Origin of the sequence: Ruegeria sp. THAF33 (assembly GCF_009363615.1) — a bacterium.
Taxonomy (GTDB): domain Bacteria; phylum Pseudomonadota; class Alphaproteobacteria; order Rhodobacterales; family Rhodobacteraceae; genus Ruegeria.
The window spans coordinates 845,958-866,308 of the sequence record NZ_CP045384.1; the positions used below are offsets into that span (position 1 = coordinate 845,958).

A 20,351-nucleotide genomic window follows, 5' to 3' on the forward strand; every position below is an offset into this window, starting at 1 on the left:
TCCGGCGGGCCTGAAAGGGCCCGCTGTTCACCCTAATCTGGGGCATTTCATGCTGCGTCTTCAAAAGCTGACGAAAACATACAAGACCGGAGATCGGGCCCTGAAGGCGATCGATCTTGAGGTTCCCAAAGGACAGGTTCTGGCGTTGATCGGGCCCTCGGGCGCGGGCAAATCGACCATGATCCGCTGTGTCAACCGGTTGGTTGAACCGACAAGCGGCGGTGTCCTTCTGGATGACGTTGACGTGACCAAACTCGGATCGGGCGCGCTGAGGAAAGCACGCCGCCAAATGGGCATGATCTTTCAGGAATATGCGTTGGTCGAACGCCTCACGGTGATGGAAAACGTATTGTCCGGCAGGCTGGGATACGTGGGATTCTGGCGCAGTTTCCTGCGGCGGTATCCGCAATCGGACGTGGACGAAGCCTTTCGCTTGCTTGATCGGGTGGGGCTGCTGCACATGGCGGACAAACGGGCGGATGAACTGTCGGGTGGTCAACGCCAAAGGGTGGGCATCTGCCGCGCCTTGATTCAAAACCCGAAACTGTTGCTGGTCGATGAGCCAACCGCATCGCTGGACCCAAAGACCAGCCGTCAAATCATGCGGCTGATCACCGAGTTATGTCAGGAACGCGGATTGGCAGCCATCATCAATATCCATGATGTGGCGCTCGCTCAGATGTTTGTTCCCCGCGTCGTGGGGCTCCGATTTGGCGAAATCGTGTATGATGGGCTTCCCACCGGCCTCACCCCTGAGAAGCTGACCGAGATCTATGGGGAAGAGGACTGGGAAGCAACCATCGAAAAAGTGGACGAAGATGAAGATGTCGAGGCCGCAGAATGAGCCATCGAGAACTGGACGACATGCTGGGAAAAGGCTGGCGTAAGCCTGCCTTTGTCAAGAACCCAGTGCTCCGCTGGGCATTGCTCCTTGGATTTTTCGCCTACCTGATCGCAGCTTTTATGACCATCGAGGTCGATTGGGGTCGTGTCTATGAAGGGCTGGATCGCGGCTGGGCGTTTGTGCTTGCGTTCACCAGCCCAGACTTCATTTCACGGTGGTCAGATATTTGGAGCGGCCTTCTGGAAAGTATCGTGATGACCGTGGCCGCGTCGGTCGTGGGCATCCTGATATCGATCCCGATCGGGCTGGGGGCTGCACGCAATATCGCGCCGTTGCCAATCTACATGATTTGCCGAGGCATTGTTGCGATAAGCCGGGCATTGCAAGAGATCATCGTTGCCATATTGCTTGTGGCGATCTTCGGCTTTGGCCCGTTGGCCGGATTTCTGACGCTTTCCTTCGCCACCATAGGGTTTCTTTCGAAACTTCTGGCCGAAGATATCGAAGCCATGGACAAGGTTCAGGCAGAGGCGATCAAGGCCTCTGGAGCGCGTTGGCCACAATGGATCAACTATGGAGTTCAGCCGCAAGTGATGCCGCGACTTGTGGGCCTTTCCATGTATCGGATCGACATCAACTTCCGGGAAAGCGCGATCCTCGGGCTTGTGGGGGCTGGTGGAATTGGTGCGACTTTGAACACCGCATTCGACCGCTATGAATACGACACCGCGGCGGCCATTCTCATTCTGATCATCGGCATCGTGATGGCTCTGGAATACCTTTCGGGAATTATTCGAGCGAGGGTTCAGTAATGCCGATACTTGAACGCGACGATGCGCAAATCTGGCGTCGCCGGACAACAGGTCAGAGCTTGGTTCGTTGGTTCGGCTGGCTGTTGGGCGTGGCGATCTTTGTTTACTGCTGGCAGTTGATCTCGGCATCGACCACTTGGTTCTTCGTCTGGGACGCGCCCCGCATCGCCAATGATATCTGGACCCGGGCAACGCCCCCCAAATGGGAGTACATCACCCAACTGGGCCGCCCGATTTGGGACACTCTGAACATTGCCACCCTGGGAACAATCATCGCCCTATGCATGGCAGTGCCCGTCGCCTTTTTGGCGGCCCGCAACACCACGCCATCGGCTTTGTTCATACGGCCGATTGCCCTGTTGGTCATTGTCTCGACTCGCTCTATCAACTCGTTGATCTGGGCGCTTCTTCTGATCGCGATTATTGGTCCCGGAGTGTTCGCCGGTGTCATAGCAATCGCCATTCGTTCAATCGGGTTTTGCGCAAAGCTTCTTTACGAAGCGATTGAGGAGATTGATCACACGCAGGTCGAAGCAATAACGGCAACCGGTGCTTCACGCTGGCAGGTCATGGCTTATGGGATCGTACCGCAAATCCTGCCCGCGTTTGCAGGCATTGCCGTTTTTCGATGGGATATCAACATCCGCGAATCCACGGTGCTCGGGCTGGTTGGTGCTGGTGGCATTGGGTTGCAATTGTCGGCTTCGCTCAACGTTCTGGCTTGGCCACAAGTCAGCCTGATCCTGATTGTCATTCTCGTCGCGGTTATGATCAGCGAATGGGTTTCGGCGAAAGTACGAGGGGCCATCATTTGACCGGTTTCTCTGTGCAAGAAGCTTTTGACGCCTACGAGGCTGTGCGACATCGCCTGCCGCAAACCAGATCAACTGAATTGAACTATCGCCAGGCGGACACGCTGGAGGACATAGCTCATGAGTTTGACGTGTTCCTCCTCGATGCTTTCGGGGTTCTCAATATTGGCGATACGGCAATCCCGGATACGCCAGATCGGGTCAGGTCGCTGACAGCCGCCGGCAAACGTGTTCTGGTCGTGTCGAATGCCGCCGGGTTTCCCCACGCAACTCTTATGGAGAAGTACAACAGGCTTGGTTACGATTTCGCACCACAAGACGTGATCACCAGCCGGGCCACATTGTTGTCTGAGCTGAACGGCCAAAGTGATTTGCATTGGGGATTGATGGCGGCCCCCAGTGCCGGCCTTCGCGATCTGGAGGGGCTGAAACTGTCCTATCTGGAGGATGACCCGAAGCCCTACGAAACCGTCGACGGGTTCTTGTTGATCGGGTCAGCGGTTTGGACTGAAGCGCGACAAGCCATGTTGGAGGCCACTTTGCAAGAGCGTCCCCGCCCGGTATTGGTCGGCAACCCTGACATTGTCGCTCCGCGCGAGTACGGTTTTTCCAAGGAACCCGGTCTTTACGCGCACCGGCTGGCAGACCGGACAGGCGTCGCCCCTCAGTTCTTTGGAAAGCCTTTCGCCAATATCTATGATCTTGCTTTCCAATGTCTCGGGCACATCGACAAGTCTCGGGTTCTGATGGTGGGCGACAGCCTGCACACCGACATACTGGGCGCACGAGAAGCAGGCATAGCTTCCGCCCTCATCTCGGGATACGGTTTCTTCGCAGGACATGACGTTGAAGCAGCGATCATAAAGGCAGGGATAGTCCCTAACTTTGTCGTAAGCCGGCCTTGATTCCAGGGCGTTACCCTTAGATGCGTTTTCCTGTTAACGCTTACTCGTATGTCGGCTGACTCCGCGTGGCAAACATGCCGACCATATACATGCAATGCCACGTGTGAGCGGCGGCTTTGGAAAACTCCTCCGCAACCACAGAACTCTGAACTCATGTCTGGATTGGACTGTTATCACACATCCCAACAAACTGACGTATCGGCCGCTTTGACCGCAATTCGCAGCATATCTCAATCAGGTTCACGGCCTCAGTCCACAGCGGGTTTCAGAAACCGTGTACTTTTTCCATTAGCTTTTTATGGGTTCTTTCGGGACCGTTCACAAGTCGCCGTCTATCTCATCGAATCAAGTCCCTGAACCGGTGTACTGCGCGCACCGTCGCCGCGCAGCCGTTTCTTGAACCGATCAAACGCGATGAACGCCATGTCCTCAAATGTCGGGTCGTTCGGGTTGTTTTCTGCATCAAGACGCCGGAGCTCAAGTTCCGCAATCGGATCGTCGTCGCGTTCCGTATTAGAGGACCATTTTTTCGTTCTGTGCGCGCATCAAACAGGGACATGTCAGGGAAAGATCCAATCCCCCATCCTGGCGCTTGCCGTTGTCTTAGAACCGATAGAACCAGCGACTGCCGTTCTGCGACTTCTTGAGAAAGAGCCCGCCACCGTATTGAACAACGATACAAAGCGCGGCACTTATTACCTGCGCTGCTGATAGTCGGTTTACGTCTCTTGCTTTAACTGCCCCACACTTGCGGCGCGGTGCTTTCCCAAATTCTGTTGCAGTGTCCTGCAGGTGACGGACTAATTTAATAGTAATATTAATGTTTTAGGGTCTATACGCTGCATGTTGTACAAGCCGCATCGTGCTCACCGCCCGTACCAAAAAGAATAAGAAAAATGCCGTGACTTATGTGTGCGTGGCAGGACGCACGGGAGCTGCAAAGCCCCCCATAATACTCTGCTGTGCAACTATGCTTAAACCGGAAACCCCAATTGTCGGATCAGTTTCCAAATGTCCCTGTTCGCGGCTGACAGCTGATCAACGACTGCTTCGATCTGGAGCAGCGCGTTGTCGTCCACGGTATCTTCGCGGCCCAGTTTTATGTCGGTTTTGCGGTCAGCGATCCGCATAAGGATCGTTTTCGGGTTTCCGCTTTCAGGGTCGAAGGAATAGATGCAATGGTTGTACTTGTTGCGGATGCCAGAAAGCTTGGCCAGCCTTTGCGTATGTTCAAGGATCGGATCTCGGAGCTGGGCAGGGCGCCCTTCCATTTTTGCAAGTCTTTCAACCAGATCTATTCGCGCGCGGGTGGTGTTCAAAGTCAAAAAGATGATTACGGCCACGTCCTTGGACGTTCCAGTCAGGCCGGCGATCAGGTGGATCAGCAGGCTTTCGGTATTTGTCCACATATAGTTCAGCCTGCCGACCAAAAGGATCAGGCGGTCGAACCGGGCTTCGAACGGATCAGTCAAGGGCGGTCTGCTGCGCCTCATGAGGCGCAACCTCGAAATAGAAATGAGCAGCCGCAGTCCTGTTGCTGACGCCGATCTTTCCGACAACGTTATGCATGTGCAGCTTGACCGTGTGTTCCGTGATGCCCAGCTTGGCCGCAATCAATTTGTTGCTTTTGCCTTCTGAGACCAGTTGCAAAACCTGTTTTTCGCGGCGTGTCAGCTTGGAGTATTGTGCATGCCGATCCGCGCCGTTGGATGTAATGGCTTCCCGTTGCCGTGGTCTTTCAGGCGCGCGCTGACAGGGGGATGAGACACAGTCAGCCAGGAAGCTGGGAAGATACAGTTCCTCGTGCATCAGCAATCTGAGGATGGCGCGCCACGCATCCGGTGCCACGTTCATCGGTAGAAAGCCGACATCTCCAAACTGCGCGCGGTTCCAGCCTTCGAACAGGTGCCGGGCCGATTCCTCTTTGCGATAGGCGAAGGCAAGACAGCCGGAACCTGCACTTTTGGAGTATGCATCGGGGCGCGCCAACAGGTCTTCGATCAACATTTGATCCACGACGACGATCTTGCCGCTGTCCGGAACACTTGTACGCATCGCCTCGAGTGTTTCGAAGCGAAAAGCGCGGACACCAAATTCGGTTTGAACGCTTCTTAGGGTTTGATTTGAATAGAATAGTTCTTTCCCGAGGAAGACAATCGAAAAATCTTCTGAATAAAGACTCTGATTGCCAGATTCATTGTTCAAAGACTCACTCATTATATTCCCTCACAAAACGGGGTTAACCGGAAATGGCTTTATCGAAATGGAATTGCCGGTGTAAAAGTAGTTAACTAATCAAAGAATTACGTAAGATTTATTGTAGCTGAAAACGTGATTTTCTACAACCAGACGGTATAGTTCAAGTGCCCGAGATATAGAACTATTGTTTAGGTTTTCCGACTTGTCATTGTGTAACTGGCGGAAACAATTGCATTATTTTTTGTTGCTTTTCTTGTTTAGAACTTTTTGATCCAGGCCGGGAATAGTTTCACGGTTTTTAAAAATAAACATAAAATACAATAACTTATCCATATCAGAACTTTCAGTTAGCTAGTCGCAAGCGTGCGTCGCTGCAAACATGGACAGGCTTTAATTTTGAAAGCGTCTGTCCCTGCCGCGCCCGTTCCTTGCGTATTTCAGCATCGATTGTGAACGGCCGCGAATTCGGCTTAGCCGGGAAAGGAGGTGGCCTCAGGAAAACAATCGTTGACCGCATTCAGCGTGCTTGAACGCTGTGCGGGTATTTCAGTTTCAATCACGCCCGTTGCCGCTTTGTAGATGAATGGCGGTCAGGCGTTCCAGTAATGGGAATTTGTTATGAGACGTAATGTAAACAATACAAACGTAACGACCGTTGACGAAATTGTAGTCGAAAACCTCGAAGCTCCGGTGGATGTTGAAATTCAGGTTGATGAGGCCCTTGTCGAAGCCGACGTGACTGCGCAGCAACAGCAGCAGGACCAAAATGTAGAAAACGCCAACGAGCAAGGCCAGGATCAGGGTCAGGACCAGGGTCAGGATCAAGACCAGGGTCAGGATCAGGACCAGGGTCAGGATCAGGACCAGGGTCAGGATCAGGACCAGACGCTTAATGCCGGCGACAACACCAACGACAACTCCAACAGCAACTCAATCAACATCGATTTTGGCGGCGGTGAGTGGATTCCGCGCGACGATGATCAGGTTGATCTGGACCTCGGCGACTCGGCGACAGTGGGTGACGTGATCACTGCTGGTCGCGATCTGACCTATGATCCAGGCGATGACATGAATCTGGATGTCTCGATGGATGGTGCCGGAACAGCGATGTCATCCGTGAACAGCCAGGTCGCCAGTCTGAGTGATGATGACACGTTGGACTCACCAAGCGTATCCAACAATGCCGACTTCTACCAGAACGGTGATGCCAATGGTGGTACTGCTACTGCGGCTGAAGGTATCAGCTCGGATGCCGGCGGTGGAAAATCGGGCGACGGTGGAACCAGTTACGGCGGCGCGGCCGATTCATCGACGCTGGGCAGCCACGCGTGGGCTGACGGCGGCGATACCGGCAGTGCCGATGCCGATTCCAGCGGCGGCCGGGGCGGATCGACCGGTGACGCAAGCAATGCCAGCAACGGTGTTGGTATGGCGGGCGCAGGATCCGACGGTGACAGTGCCGGAGGAGATGGCGGTGCCGCGGATGGTTCCGCGTCATCTGACAACGATGGCAGCACAAGTGCCGATGGCAGCGGAACCGGCGGAGCCGGCGGCAGCGCGGATTCGTTTGGTCTGGGCCTGGGCCTGGGTCTGTCCGGTTCGAATGCATCCGGTAACGCAAACGGCGGCGACAGCGACTCCGACTCGACCGGAACGGGTACCGGAACGGCAGATAACGCCGCGGACGCGTCCGGCGCAGACGGTGGCGACGGTAATGCTGCGGCAGATGGTTCGGCTTCGAACACCAGCGACAGCAACACCGATGCAAATGATGCCACTGCGGGTGACAACACTGCGGATGGCTCTGCTGACAGCGGCGCGGACAGTTCGGCTGACGGCTCTGGCGGAACCGGAACCGGTGGTGACGGATCCGGCGGTGACGGCTCTGGCGGTGACGGCACCGGTGGCGACGGCACCGGCGGCGACGGCGAAGGTGGATTCGGCGCGATGGTCGAAGCTGCAATCATGGCTCTTCAGGAAGAGTTGGGCATGATTGACGCCGAAGCAGGCGAAGGCGGCGACGGAACCGGCGGTGACGGCACCGGTGGCGACGGCACGGCCGGCGACGGTTCGGGTGGCGACGGCTCGGGCGGCGACGGTTCGGGTGGGACCGCTGACGCGGATTCCGATGCTCAGGGTGTTGGCGATCAGTCGGCAAGCGGGCCGGACATCGACCAGAGCCCAGGCGACGTGAACGGTGCGGCCAGCAACTCGCAGGACACCGACGGCAGCGGCGGTGACGGCGGGTCGAACGCAGCAGATGGCGCAGCAGATGCGGCCGGTACCGGAACATCGGCTGCCGACGGCGACGGCGGCGCGGGCGGCAGCACGACGCCGACATCATCATCTACCGGCAACGGAGCCGGGTCTGCCGACGCGGCCAATACCGCGGGTGGCGGCGGAGCTGCCGACATCTTCGGAGATGCCGACACAAACGGTGCGGCTGACAGCCTGGCCGAAGCAATTGCCGGATACGGTGGCGAAGGCAGTTCCGACAATGATGCCACATCGACTGGCTCTGGCGATGCAGCTGGTGCGGCCGACTCGGGTAACGGTGGTGCCGGTGGCGCATCCGCCGCGGACGGCGGAACCAGCGGGGCTTCGATGGGCACTGCAACGTCAGGCGATACCATGGGTGGCATGATCACCGGTGGTAACGGTGGCGGCGCCTATTCAGGTGACGGTGGTGCCGGCGGCAATGGTGGTGCCTGGGGCGCGAACAATGGTGGCGATGGTATCGTAACCGGCGAGTCCTATGCATCGGCTGCGGCTGTCGTTGATACGTCTGCGTTCAACCAGTCGATCATCATGGGCGCCAACGTTCTGGGCAACACGGTCGATACGACCATGGTGGGTGGTTCGATGACCATGTCCCACGCCAGCGACGACACTGACGTTTAAGTCAAAAGGCGGGGCTCGCATTTTCGGGCCTTGCTACCTTTCAAAAATGCCGGGGCCGCAAAACGCGGCCCCGGCCCAACTGAACCCAAAGCGGTAATTACGAGCCGCCGCGGGCAAAAAGGATAACCGACATGGCACTTGACGGTATTACGGAAACGATAGCGCATTTTGTTGGAACTTTTGAGCTTACGATAGAACAAGCCCGCCTGCGGGATCAGTACGAGGAGTTCAGCGCCCTGAGGCGGAAAGCTGAAATAGACGGGCTTGACGAGCCAACCTCGATCAACATCAAAGCTGATCTGGATGTCCCGGCGGGCGAATACAAAGCCCTGCCGTTCAACTTTCTTCCCTCTCAGCCGGAGCTGCCGTTGCCAAAAGCTCCTGTCGGGCCGGTGCACGAGGCGGTCATCATCCTCAACGGTGACAGCGCGGAGTCCGCGCGATTTGTTCCAGACAGCATATCCGGCCCGTCTTCCGCACCTGAACTGATCATTCTTCGACCGGATACGGTGCCATTGGGGTCGGCAATGACGTTCACCGTGCAAAAGGTGGTCATGCGCGACAACGACACGGTGGGGGAAGGGGACTTTCGTGATACCGAGGCGCTGATCGCCCAAGGCGAAGAGATGCTGGACATGGCGCTGTCGCTTCATGCCGTGGCAGCCCCTTCGCTTTCGCTCGCGGATTACAAGTCGACCGAAATGCTCGAGGCGCTGGCCCAACAGATGACGGCCCCGGCAAACGCGAATATCGACGGGGTCACGGTACATCAGTTTCATGGCGATGATGCGTTGGGGGTGATCGTGAACGGCAAGTACGTTGACGACGCTCCGGTATGGACAGACATCCTGCCTGCGTTCCATCAACCGGAGGAAGCCGGAGAGGATGAGGCCGAGTCCATGCTTCCGGCCGAGTGGGAACAGTCGAAAGATCCTGACTTTGATGACGGACACCTGGTCGTGACCGGAGGAAACCTTGCGATCAATGCCGTTTCGGCATCTGTGGGTTGGGTTGATGCCCCCTATATCGCCGTCGGAGGACAGGCGATCAGCCTGACCGCCATCAGCCAGGTTGCGCTTGTTTCAGATTGGGATGTGGGGGCGCCGGGAACGGGCAGCGGCACCAACGTGATTCAGTCCTCGAAGATTGAAGTCGAAGGCCGAGATGCCCCCTGGCTGGACAATGGCGCCGGAACAACCGGACAACCTGAGTTCATTGTTGTGGATTGGGTCCACGGTGATCTGGTTGTGGCAAACTTCGTCAAACAAGTTATCGACGGCACGGATATCGACAACATACAGACCGAGATTTCGGCCGCATCGACATTGTACGCGTTGGGCGACAACGAAATGTTCAATGTCACCGACATCGTGCAGCTGGGCAGTTTTTACGACCTGATCATGATCGACGGGAATATGATTTCCGTGGACATGTTGTACCAGACCAACGTCCTGATGGATGACGATATCATCAGCGGCGGTATGCCCGGCGCAATGGCCGGAGATGATGACAACGTGATCATGAATGACGCGTCGGTCAAAACGATAGGCGAAGATACACATCAGGGTCTGCAACAGAACCTGTCTGACGCCATGGCGCTTGATCAAACGGACATGGATGCGTTGGAGAACGCGCTGCTCAACGATCCCCTGTTCGCAGGGATGGAACAGATGCGCGTGCTCAAGATCGACGGAGACTTGTTGCAGGTGAACATCGTTGAACAGGTCACCATGATGCTGGATCAGGATCAAATTGACCTGTCCGGTCCCAGTGCCGCCGATACCGAGGTCGTCGCAGGCAGCAACGCCCTGTTGAACTCCGTCAATCTGACCAAAATGGGCGTGGATTCGACGATAATGGCCGCTGACGGATCTTACTCCGACCTGCTGCTTCATCAGGCCAGCCTGATCGACGTGCCAGACAACCAGGAAATCACAGATATGACCAACGAGGCGATCGCCGCAATCATGGCGGACATGTCTGTGCCGCAACCGGATGCGGCCCTGGCACTGCACGCACAATCCACTGACACAACGACACCAGATGACGGCCTGCAATCCATGCTGGCCTGACCCCCCCCAAGTTTTTATCGAGTGACCAGAAGGTTTGTATATGTCGATTGTTTTTTCGTCGCGCCGTCCACTCTTATCCAGTCCCCTGGACAGGCAGGGCGGTTTGGGCCCGAAGCGCCAGCGCGCAGACGGTGGGACAGATCCAGCGACACAACGGGTCAAAGCCCGTTTGCACCTGACGCAGGAGATGCGCGTGTCTGAGTCAGATCCAGATTCGACAGTTGAAAGCGAAGCGCCACAGCAATCCGAAGACCAAAAACACTCACGCGAACAACGGCGCGCTGATCCTCCCCATCAGCGTGCGCAGCCGCAACCCGCGCAAGATGAAGACCCGGCGGGTGGCGGCAATGGGGTGGCCGATGCCGACGGCCCGGATCCGGCATCCGCCGGGGACTCGACTGCGCGCAAGACCCCCTCTGCACGCGCATCCGGTGAGAACGGCATAGGCACCACGATCGAGGCCAAGGCAAACCAGCCACTGTTGCAAACGAATTCCGGCGGCGGTGATGGGAACGGGCCACCCCAAACCTTCCACAAACGCACCCCGCCCGAAGACTTCCAGCGCACGTTGCGCGTTTCGATGCGGGCGATCCGGCGCAATCTTGCGTTTGTTCTGGTCCTGACCTGCGCCACCAACATCCTGATTCTGGCGATCCCGATCTATCTGTTCCAGATCAGTGACCGGGTTCTGACCAGCCGGTCGCTGGATACGCTGATCATGCTGACGGCCATCGTTGCAGGGGCGGTGATCTTCCAGTCTGCCTTTGATGCGGTGCGGCGGTTCATGCTCATGCGGACCGGGGTCGAAGTGGCGGCCCGGCTGGGCGCACCGGTTCTGAGCGCGGCGGCCCATGCGTCGCTGCATGGAAACGGGCGCGAGTATCAGACATTGGGCGATCTGCAACAGCTTCGTGGTTTTCTGGTCTCGGGCACGCTGCTTTCATTTCTGGACGTGCCGTTTGCACCGCTGTTCATTCTGATGATCTTCCTGGTGCATCCGCAACTGGGCATGATCGTGGTGGTTACTGCGTTGATTCTTATGACGATTGCACTGATCAACCAGAAAACGACTGCCAAGCCGTTTGCCGAGGCCAACAAGGCACAGTCCATGGCGAACCTGCATCTGGATTCGATGTCTCGCAACAGTCAGATCATTAATGCTCTGGCAATGATACCCGAGGCCGTGCGGATCTGGGGGCGGGATACTGCCCAATCCCTGACTTGGCAGGTGCGGGCGCAGGACCGCAACGTGATCTTCGCTGCAATCTCGCGCGCCGTTCGCCTTTTGACGCAGATCGGAATTCTGGGTTGGGGCGCGTTTCTGGCGCTGCAAGGAGAGATCACAGGCGGTATGGTGATTGCGGCCTCGATCATTGCCGGGCGTGCCTTTGCGCCGATTGAAGGTTCGATTGAAGGATGGAACAGCTATCTGCTGACGCGCGGAGCCTACGGCCGGATCAAGGCGCTGCTGTCGACCTCGGCCCTACAATACGAAAAACTGCGCTTGCCACGGCCCGAAGGTCGTCTGGATGTCGAACGTCTGCTTTATGTACCGGGCGGAACCAAACGCGTGGTTCTGAACGGCATCACGTTCTCGCTGGTTCCAGGTGAAACTTTGGCCATCATCGGCAATTCGGGTGCCGGGAAAACCACGCTTGGGAAGACTCTGGTGGGATCCATTCTGCCCACATCGGGCAGCGTCAGGCTTGACCTGATGGACATCCGAAACTGGGACCCGCGCCAGTTTGGCGAAAGCATCGGCTACCTGCCGCAGGATGTTCAGCTGTTCCCGGGCACGATCAAGGACAATATCGGCCGGATGCGGGCGGATGCCACTGACGAACAGATCCACGATGCCGCCGTTCTGGCCGATGTTCATAACATGATTGCAACATTGCCGCAGGGATATGAAACCGTGGTGGCCGCTGATGGTTCGCCTTTGTCCGGTGGTCAGAAGCAGCGTATCGCACTGGCACGGGCGTTCTTCGGCAACCCCAGAATGGTTGTGCTGGATGAACCGAATTCAAATCTCGACGTCGCGGGCGACAAGGCGCTGGCATGTGCAATCGAACAGGCGCGGCAAAGCAAGATCACCGTTGTCGTCATTACGCAGAAGCCAACGTTGTTGAATGTTGTCGACAAGATCATGCTGCTGACGGACGGGCGTGTGGCCCTGTTCGGTCAGCGTGATCAGGTTCTTCAGCAGATCAACGGGCCGCGCAAGCAGACTGGAATTGAAGGCCAGCAGGGGGGCTGACCATGAATGACCTCGTACCTGTGAACAACTCAGCCAATGAACCAGAAGTCTGGTATGCCGAGGTTCCGCGCTCGATCAACAGGTTGATAGTGATCGGGGTGGTCTTGCTTGTCGTTTGCTTCGGTGGTTTCGGGGTCTGGTCCTTCAGCGCCCCGCTGGCCGCAGCGGTCATCGCGCAAGGCAGCTTTGTGGCCACGGGCCGCAACAAAATTGTCCAACATCTTGAAGGCGGCATCATCGAAGACATCAAGGTTGTGGAAGGTCAGGCGGTTCAGGCAGGTCAAGTGTTGATGACCCTGGACCAGACCTCGGCCCAAGCCAATGAGCGTGAATTGCATATTCGCAAGTTGCGCCTTCAGGCCATGACCGAGCGGTTGCTGGCCGAGTACGGGGAACGCGACCGCCTCGTGTTTTCGCAGGCGCTTGTCGAAGCATCCGAAGATCCTGAAATAATGGCCATTCTGGATGGTCAAAAGCTCAGCTTTGATGTGTCGCGCAAGACGCTGCTGAATGACTTGGCTTTGCTGGAGCGCAATATGGAAGCGCTGAAAATCCGATCCAGCGGATTTGAGGCGCAACTGGACAGCATGGCCCGGCGCGCCGAGATATTGCAGGAGGAATTTGAGGCCAAAAGCCAACTGTTCGAAAAGGGCCTTGTCCGCAAAGGGGAGTTGAACACGATCCGTCGTGTGCAAGCCGAAGCCGAAGGTCAGCAGGCCCGGTTGCAGGCGGAAGCCGCTGAAATCAACCAGATGCTGCTGAAATATGACGAACAGATCGCGCGTACGCGGTCCGCCTATCGTGAGGCCGCACTGGATGAACTGGGCGTGATCGAAGCCGATCTGGAAAGCGTGCGTGAAAAATCCCGACAGGCGCGCAGCGTTCTTGACCGAGCCGTTGTACGCGCGCCGGTAACCGGAACGGTGGTGCGATTGCATTATCACACGCCGGGCGGTGTGATTGAGACCGGGGAACCGATAGCCGAAATCCTGCCCGCAGATGCGCCCCTGATCATCGAGGCACAGATTCCGCGTACCGAGATTGACAGTGTCGTCACGGGGCAGACCGCCACAGTCCGCCTGATCGCGTTGAACCAACGCACGACGCCTGTTTTGTATGGCGAGGTTTTCTATATCTCGGCCGATGCGCTGCTTGAGGATTCGACCGGTGTTCCGCAGGAAGTCTATCTGGCACGAGTCTCACTGACCCCGGATGAGTTGCAGCGCGTGCGCGGCTTTGTTCCGACACCGGGGATGCCCGCAGAAATCATGATCCAGACCGAGGAGCGCACCTTTGCGGCCTATATCGCCAAACCGGTATCAGACAGCATGTCGCGCGCGTTTCGCGAGCAGTAACACGCGCGTTTCCTTCCATGTCTACACCTTCCAAAATTCGCATGTTAACCTCTGCGCGGTGACGTAAAGGAGAACTCACATGCCGGTGACGGTGAAAGAGATGATGGAGGCGGCCAACGCGGTGGTCGAGCGTATCGATACGGCCAAGGCAAAGGCGATGACCGAACAGGGGGCGCTGCTGTTGGACATTCGCGATGCGAATGAGCTGGAAAACACGGGCCGCGCCGTCGGAGCGCATCATATACCCCGCGGCATGCTGGAGTTTCGGGCAGATGATGCATTGCAATCACATGACCCTGAACTGTGCAAGGATCGCCCCATCGTGTTGTACTGCGCATCAGGCGGGCGCGCGGCTTTGGCCGGAAAACTCCTGAAGGATATGGGATACCAGAGGGTGTACAATCTTGGTGGATTGACGGACTGGGTGAATGGGGGCGGTGAAATCGCCAAATCCTAGCTTCGGAACCGTCTGAAACTGACACAAATCAAAGTACAACACATTCGAATCGTGAAATATTTGGCCGGAAGCCATAAAAAGGAAAGCCCGGCCATGTTTCGCCTTGCCGCTATGCTGTATTCACTGATTGCAACTGCTCTGTCTGGTTCGGCCGTAATCGCCGTGCTGTCGGCCGGAATGGTGTCCGTCAGCGCAATTGTGGGCGCCGCGGCCGCGGGGGCCGTAATCGCAGCTCCGGCATCCTGGATGGTGGCCAGGCGGCTGTATCAAGGCGCTTGATCAGGCGTTCAGGAAGGTCCTGACGGCAGCTTCGAACTCGCGCGGTTTTTCGGCGTGCAGCCAGTGCCCGGCGCCGGGGATCTTGGCAAATCGCGCGCTGGGAAACAGTGCGCGGATTTTGGCCCGATGTTCCGGCAAGACGTAATCTGACTCGCCCCCCGACAGGAACAGCGCGGGGCCTTGCCACTGGGCGTCCAACTCGGGAAAGCCCATGATATTTGGCATCTGGTCCGCCAACACATCCAGGTTCAGCAGCCAACGCTTTCCCTTGATGTCCAGCGATTGGGTGAAGAAGCTCTGCAATGCTTTTTCAACGCCTTGCTCGGCCAATTGCTGCTCGGCATCCGAGCGGCGTGCAATGCGCGAGAAATCCACGGCACGCATGGCCTCGATAAATTGAATTTGGCTGTGCGTGTATTTCACCGGCGCAATATCTGCGACCACCAGTTTGTTCACCAGCGCGCCGTGTTGCAGCGCAAGTGTCATCGCGGCCTTGCCGCCCATTGAATGCCCAAGTACGTCTGCCGTCCCGCCGGTCCGTTCGATGACCTCGGCGATATCCTGCGCCAGATGGGGATAGTCGTGACAAGCGTCCCATGCGCTGTAGGCGTGGTTACGCATATCGACGGCCACAACCTGCCGCTGGTCTGATAGCCGTCTGGCAATCACGCCCCAGTTTCGGGCCGATCCATACAGGCCGTGGGCAATGACAAGGGGCGGTCGGGCGGTCGGTTCGCCATGTATGATGGTGTTCAGCATGTACCGCGTGATACAAGTCACAGCCGGAAACGACCAGCCCCATTGTAGGTCATAGACGCTGCCGCTAGATTGCCTCGGCAGGAGGCCACCAATGCCGCAGGACCCAGACATTCAGACCCGGATCGCCGAAACGGTTGTGTTGCTGCGCGCAAAGCTCGGGGTGCGCGACAAGACGCTCGAGGCATCAATCCGCAAGGCCAAGCGCCGACTGCCGCGGCGCGTCTACAAGCAGGCCTTGATTCTGGCCCGGGCCGAGGCGATGGCCTCTCATCCCAAACTGAGGCTGGTTCTGGACAACCCCAAGCTGATCAAGGCGTCCGACGTGGTGCAGGAACATCTGGGGTCCATCAATCTTGCGGATCGCAGATGGGGTTGGTTCCTTGGCCTGCTGGGGGGGCTGGCCTTCAACATGCTGGCACTGACGACGCTTCTGTTGGTTTTTCTGTGGTGGCGCGGCTTGATCTGAGCTTGGATTCTGGACAACGCGCCAAGGTCTGAACATGGCGCAAACCCCTGTGTGCGGTAACATCGAAGGCACGGATTCGGTGTGAACAGCTGCGCGAAAAGCTGGTCGGGGCGGAAAAAGCGCGTATTGACCAGAATGGCCTTGGCGACCTTTGGGCCCGAGACCTTGCCAAAACACCGGATATGCGCTGTGCGAGATCCAGAACGTTTTCAGGGATCTGACGCAAAAAAACGGCGCCTCATGGCGCCGTTCCGTGTTGGAGGATGGACCAGTTACAGGTTCGGATAGATCGGGAATTTGGCGCAGAGGTCTGCGACTTCGGCCTTGACCTTGGCCTCGACGGCGCCGTTGCCGTCTTCGCCATTGGCGGCCAGGCCGTCGACCACTTCGATGATCCAGTCGGCGATCTGGCGGAATTCGACCTCGCCGAAGCCGCGGGTGGTGCCGGCGGGCGACCCCAGACGGATGCCCGATGTGATGGTCGGCTTTTCGGGGTCAAACGGCACGCCGTTCTTGTTGCAGGTGATATGCGCGCGACCCAAGGCTTTCTCGGTGGCGTTGCCCTTGACGCCTTTGGGGCGCAGGTCGACCAGCACCACATGGGTGTCGGTGCCGTGGGTCACCGTGTCCAGACCGCCCTTGATCAGCTGATCCGACAGTGCCTGGGCGTTGGTGATCACCTGCTTGACATAGTCCTTGAACTCGGGCCGCAGCGCCTCGCCAAAGGCCACGGCCTTGGCCGCGATCACATGCATCAGCGGGCCGCCTTGAATGCCGGGGAAGATGGCCGAGTTCACTTTCTTGGCGATATCTTCATCATTGGTCAGGATCATGCCGCCGCGCGGGCCGCGCAGGGTCTTGTGCGTGGTGGTGGTGGCCACATGCGCATGCGGGAACGGGCTGGGATGCTCGCCCGCCGCGACCAGACCGGCGAAATGCGCCATGTCCACGTGCAGATAGGCACCGACCATGTCGGCGATCTGACGCATGCGGGCAAAGTCGATCTGGCGCGGGATGGCCGAACCGCCGGCGATGATCAGCTTGGGCTGGTGTTCCTTCGCCAGCGCTTCGACCTGATCGTAATCCAGCATGTTGTCCTGCTGGCGCACGCCGTATTGCACCGCGTTGAACCACTTGCCCGACTGGTTCGGACGGGCGCCGTGGGTCAGGTGACCGCCGGCATCCAGGCTCATGCCCAGAATGGTGTCGCCGGGCTTGATCAGCGCCTGAAACACGCCCTGGTTGGCCTGAGAGCCGGAATTGGGCTGCACGTTGGCGAATTCACAGCCGAACAGCTGCTTGGCGCGGTCGATGGCCAGGTTTTCGGCGATGTCGACGAACTGGCAGCCGCCATAATAGCGGCGGCCGGGATAGCCTTCGGCGTATTTGTTGGTCATCACCGAGCCCTGCGCCTCCATCACGGCGGCAGAGACGATGTTCTCGGACGCGATCAGCTCGATCTCGTCGCGCTGACGACCCAGTTCCGACGTGATCGAGCCAAAAAGCTCGGGATCACGATCAGAAAGGGACTGGGTGAAAAATCCGGTATCACGAAGATTGGCGTTCATGGGCGCTCCACATGGCTGGATAAAAATCTTGCGGATTTCCTATCGGAAACGCCACATTTGCAAAAGGCTTAAAGCGACGATTTGGCCCGCTGCGGCGTCAAGACTGGCCTATCGGGGAAAGGTATGTTTGTTTCGGAACCAAATGTGCAGCACCGGAAACCGGAAAACATGAAAAAAAGAATCGCCTTTCTTGCCAGTGAGGTCAAAGTGGCGCAAACGGCCCGGGATGCTCTGGTGTCCAAACACGGTAATGCGGCGCCCCGCGACGCAGATGTTGTGGTTGCTCTTGGGGGGGATGGCTTCATGTTGCATACCCTGCACAACATGCAGCATCTTGATACACCGGTATATGGGATGAACCGTGGCACAATCGGGTTCCTGATGAACGAGTATCACGAAGACGACCTGATGGCCCGCCTGGAGGATGCCGAGGAAGAGGTCATCAATCCGCTGGCGATGCGGGCGATGGATCAGTCCGGAAAGCTGCACGAGGCGTTGGCGATCAACGAAGTGTCATTGTTGCGGGCAGGCCCGCAGGCCGCGCGGCTGAAGATCAGCGTTGATGGCCGCGAGCGAATGGATGAACTTGTATGCGATGGAGCGCTGCTGTCCACAGCGGCGGGGTCCACGGCGTATAACTACTCGGCACACGGGCCTATTCTGCCGATTGGTTCGGACGTTCTCGCGTTGACCCCAATCGCCGCATTCCGCCCCCGCCGATGGCGTGGTGCCTTGTTGCCAAAAATCGCAAAGGTACGGTTCGATGTGCTGGATGCGGACAAGCGACCCGTTATCGTTGCCGCTGATTCCGTAGCTTTCCCAGACATTGACTGGGTCGAAATCCGGTCCGAGCCTACGATTTCACATCGCATTCTTTTCGACCCCGGGCACGGTTTGGAAGAACGACTGATTTCCGAGCAATTCACATAAATTTGCGTCTCTGCGAGGATTTTTTGAAACTGTGTGAAGCAGTTCACAGGGAATCTTTTGGCAATTGGCTAATGTGAAACTGCCCGGAGAACACGCCAAGGTGGGAGTGAGTGGCCACCTGAACGGCGTATTCGAATGATTGCGCAGATTTTGCGCTGGCGAGGGTGGGTGGTGCTACGCTCGTCATCAGAAATCCGGGCTTATTTTAGCAGTCGGGCCCCGGGTACAATGTCCCGGGGTCTATTTTTTGCAGCCGCCCAGCAACTCTGACTTTTCCCAAAGCGGCAGGCACATTTGCCCCACGCGTGCCTCGATTGCCGCGGCCGCATCCACCGCCAGATCTTCGCGCCAACGCTGTGCCGCAATCTGAACATTGATCGGCTGGGGGCCCTTAGGCAATTCAGCCAGCCGGGCCGGGACACATGCCGCAGGCAGGCCCAGAAAGTTCATCGCATAGGAATAAACGGCGCACCCCAGAACCTCATGCACTCCATCGGCGCCTTCGGTGTCCCGGTCAGGTTTGAAGAACGGTTGTGGCAGGAAAGGCGACAGCACCAAAGGGTAATCCTGCATAAACAGGGACCATTCCCGCGCATAGTGGCTTCGCTTGGCCAGCATCTGAACCATCTCGGTTTCGACAATAGGCGGGAATTCCTGGAAATAGACCGCAAAGATATTCTGAATGGTTTTCGAACCGGCCGCTTCGATATCTGACTGCATGAGCGTGAGCACTTCGCCCATCAGGGTACGGTAACCGATCCGACCGCATTCAAATACATCAGGCGGTTCAATCTCTTGCACCACATAACCCGCATCGGTCAGCGCATCCCGTGCCGTGTCGAGCGCTTTTTCCACCTCGGGGTGCAGGCCATAGCCGAATGTGCTCTTGGTGAAGGCCACCCTGACGGGCGCGTCGGGATCAGGACCACGCCAGGGCATCGGCACGTGAAACGGGTCACGCGCGTCGGCGGTGATCAGGCTGGGCATGGACAGATGCAGGTCAGCGGCCGACCGGGTAATCAGGCCCTGAACTGACATCGACTGCGCCAGCAAACCGCGTTCGACCTTCTGGCTTGGGTTCCATGCCGGGACACGCCCCAGCCCGGGTTTCACTGTCACGGCTCCGTTGGCCGCCGCGGGAAAGCGCAGGCTGCCGCCGATATCGTTGCCGTGGGCCAGCGCGCCGATTCCGGCCATGACCGCAGCGCCAGCCCCACCGGAAGAGCCGCCGGGCGAGATATGCCGCCCCCAGGGGTTGTGCGTACGGCCATACAGCGGATTGTCCGTGTCGGCGCGGAAAGAGAACTCGGGCGTGTTGGTTCGCCCGACAACAACAGCCCCGGCCTTTAGCAGATTGCTCACAACCGGGGCGTCATCCGGTGCAATCACATCCTTCAATGCGACGACACCGTTGGTTGTGGCATGGCCTTTTTGGTCAATGTTCACCTTGATCGTGACCGGCACGCCATGCAGCGGACCCGTGGGTTTGCCGCCAGCCCGCGCATTGTCCAGCGCTTCGGCACGTTCCAACGCTTGCTCGCGCAGGTCTTCCACAACCGCATTCAAATCCGGGTTGACCTCATCCATTCGCTCGATCGAGGCCCGAACCGCCTCGGTCGCACTCAGGTCGCCGCGTCTTGTCAGGGTGGTCAGGTCTGTGGCGCTGAGACGCCAGATATCGGTCTGTGTCATGGGTCCTCACTGTCTTAACGTGACAGTAGAGGGGCTGCTTCCG

The 20,351-nt window shown here is 57.8% G+C and carries 17 protein-coding genes; 12 read left to right on the forward strand and 5 right to left on the reverse strand.

The window, feature by feature from the left end; all coding sequences use genetic code 11:
- Positions 1-49 precede the first annotated feature (49 nt).
- From phnC to FIU92_RS04355, 4 genes are read left to right on the forward strand one after another with little or no spacing between them, the layout of a single operon-like run.
- Entirely contained in the window at positions 50-844 is a 795-nt protein-coding gene (gene phnC, locus FIU92_RS04340) for a phosphonate ABC transporter ATP-binding protein (protein WP_152457391.1), read from the forward strand.
- A complete protein-coding gene (phnE, locus tag FIU92_RS04345; protein WP_152457392.1) occupies positions 841-1,656 on the forward strand; it encodes a phosphonate ABC transporter, permease protein PhnE in 816 nt (271 codons plus the stop codon). The genes phnC and phnE (FIU92_RS04345) overlap by 4 nt, the downstream gene beginning before the upstream one ends.
- Positions 1,656-2,471: a phosphonate ABC transporter, permease protein PhnE gene (gene phnE / locus FIU92_RS04350; protein ID WP_152457393.1), complete on the forward strand. Its 816-nt coding sequence runs from the start codon at positions 1,656-1,658 to the stop codon at positions 2,469-2,471. Before phnE (FIU92_RS04345) ends, phnE (FIU92_RS04350) begins: the two co-directional genes overlap by 1 nt.
- The gene (locus FIU92_RS04355; RefSeq protein WP_152457394.1) at positions 2,435-3,373 is read left to right on the forward strand and encodes an HAD hydrolase-like protein; all 939 of its coding nucleotides are present in this window, start codon (positions 2,435-2,437) and stop codon (positions 3,371-3,373) included. Before phnE (FIU92_RS04350) ends, FIU92_RS04355 begins: the two co-directional genes overlap by 37 nt.
- 974 nt (positions 3,374-4,347) lie before the next feature.
- On the opposite strand, the gene FIU92_RS04360 is transcribed toward FIU92_RS04355, so the two are convergent.
- Positions 4,348-4,845 carry a hypothetical protein gene (locus FIU92_RS04360; RefSeq protein WP_152457395.1) on the reverse strand — a complete coding sequence of 166 codons (498 nt, stop codon included), beginning with the start codon at positions 4,843-4,845 and terminating at the stop codon, positions 4,348-4,350.
- A complete protein-coding gene (locus FIU92_RS04365; protein WP_172978465.1) occupies positions 4,838-5,428 on the reverse strand; it encodes a response regulator transcription factor in 591 nt (196 codons plus the stop codon). The genes FIU92_RS04360 and FIU92_RS04365 overlap by 8 nt, the downstream gene beginning before the upstream one ends.
- 762 nt (positions 5,429-6,190) lie before the next feature.
- On the opposite strand from FIU92_RS04365, the gene FIU92_RS22715 reads away from it, so the two are divergent.
- The 6 genes from FIU92_RS22715 (at position 6,191) to FIU92_RS04400 (ending at position 14,893) form a co-directional block, all read left to right on the forward strand.
- Positions 6,191-8,473, forward strand: coding sequence for a hypothetical protein (locus FIU92_RS22715; protein WP_172978466.1), 2,283 nt, complete (start codon positions 6,191-6,193; stop codon positions 8,471-8,473).
- A gap of 131 nt (positions 8,474-8,604) precedes the next feature.
- Positions 8,605-10,545 carry a type I secretion protein gene (locus FIU92_RS04380; RefSeq protein ID WP_152457397.1) on the forward strand — a complete coding sequence of 647 codons (1,941 nt, stop codon included), beginning with the start codon at positions 8,605-8,607 and terminating at the stop codon, positions 10,543-10,545.
- Positions 10,546-10,732: 187 nt separating this feature from the next.
- A complete protein-coding gene (locus FIU92_RS04385) occupies positions 10,733-12,802 on the forward strand; it encodes a type I secretion system permease/ATPase (protein ID WP_371419731.1) in 2,070 nt (689 codons plus the stop codon).
- A gap of 2 nt (positions 12,803-12,804) precedes the next feature.
- Positions 12,805-14,157, forward strand: a complete 1,353-nt coding sequence (locus FIU92_RS04390) for an HlyD family type I secretion periplasmic adaptor subunit (RefSeq protein ID WP_152457399.1) — start codon at positions 12,805-12,807, stop codon at positions 14,155-14,157.
- A gap of 79 nt (positions 14,158-14,236) precedes the next feature.
- Positions 14,237-14,614 carry a rhodanese-like domain-containing protein gene (locus FIU92_RS04395; protein WP_152457400.1) on the forward strand — a complete coding sequence of 126 codons (378 nt, stop codon included), beginning with the start codon at positions 14,237-14,239 and terminating at the stop codon, positions 14,612-14,614.
- 93 nt (positions 14,615-14,707) lie between these two features.
- On the forward strand, positions 14,708-14,893 hold the full coding sequence (locus FIU92_RS04400; RefSeq protein WP_152457401.1) for a hypothetical protein: 186 nt from the start codon (positions 14,708-14,710) through the stop codon (positions 14,891-14,893).
- Here FIU92_RS04400 and FIU92_RS04405 read toward each other — a convergent pair whose 3' ends face one another.
- Entirely contained in the window at positions 14,894-15,652 is a 759-nt protein-coding gene (locus FIU92_RS04405) for an alpha/beta fold hydrolase (RefSeq protein ID WP_152457402.1), read from the reverse strand. It lies immediately after the preceding gene.
- Between the two features lie 91 nt (positions 15,653-15,743).
- Here FIU92_RS04405 and FIU92_RS04410 point away from each other — a divergent pair, with 91 nt between their 5' ends.
- Positions 15,744-16,118, forward strand: a complete 375-nt coding sequence (locus tag FIU92_RS04410; protein ID WP_152457403.1) for a hypothetical protein — start codon at positions 15,744-15,746, stop codon at positions 16,116-16,118.
- A gap of 272 nt (positions 16,119-16,390) precedes the next feature.
- Here FIU92_RS04410 and glyA read toward each other — a convergent pair whose 3' ends face one another.
- Entirely contained in the window at positions 16,391-17,686 is a 1,296-nt protein-coding gene (gene glyA, locus FIU92_RS04415; RefSeq protein WP_152457404.1) for a serine hydroxymethyltransferase, read from the reverse strand.
- Between the two features lie 168 nt (positions 17,687-17,854).
- Between glyA and FIU92_RS04420 the strand changes: the two genes are divergently transcribed.
- The gene (locus FIU92_RS04420) at positions 17,855-18,616 is read left to right on the forward strand and encodes an NAD kinase (RefSeq protein WP_253282455.1); all 762 of its coding nucleotides are present in this window, start codon (positions 17,855-17,857) and stop codon (positions 18,614-18,616) included.
- A 240-nt stretch (positions 18,617-18,856) separates the two neighbouring features.
- Here the strand turns inward: FIU92_RS04420 and FIU92_RS04425 are convergent, their stop codons facing one another.
- A complete protein-coding gene (locus FIU92_RS04425) occupies positions 18,857-20,308 on the reverse strand; it encodes an amidase family protein (protein WP_152457406.1) in 1,452 nt (483 codons plus the stop codon).
- Positions 20,309-20,351 lie beyond the last annotated feature (43 nt).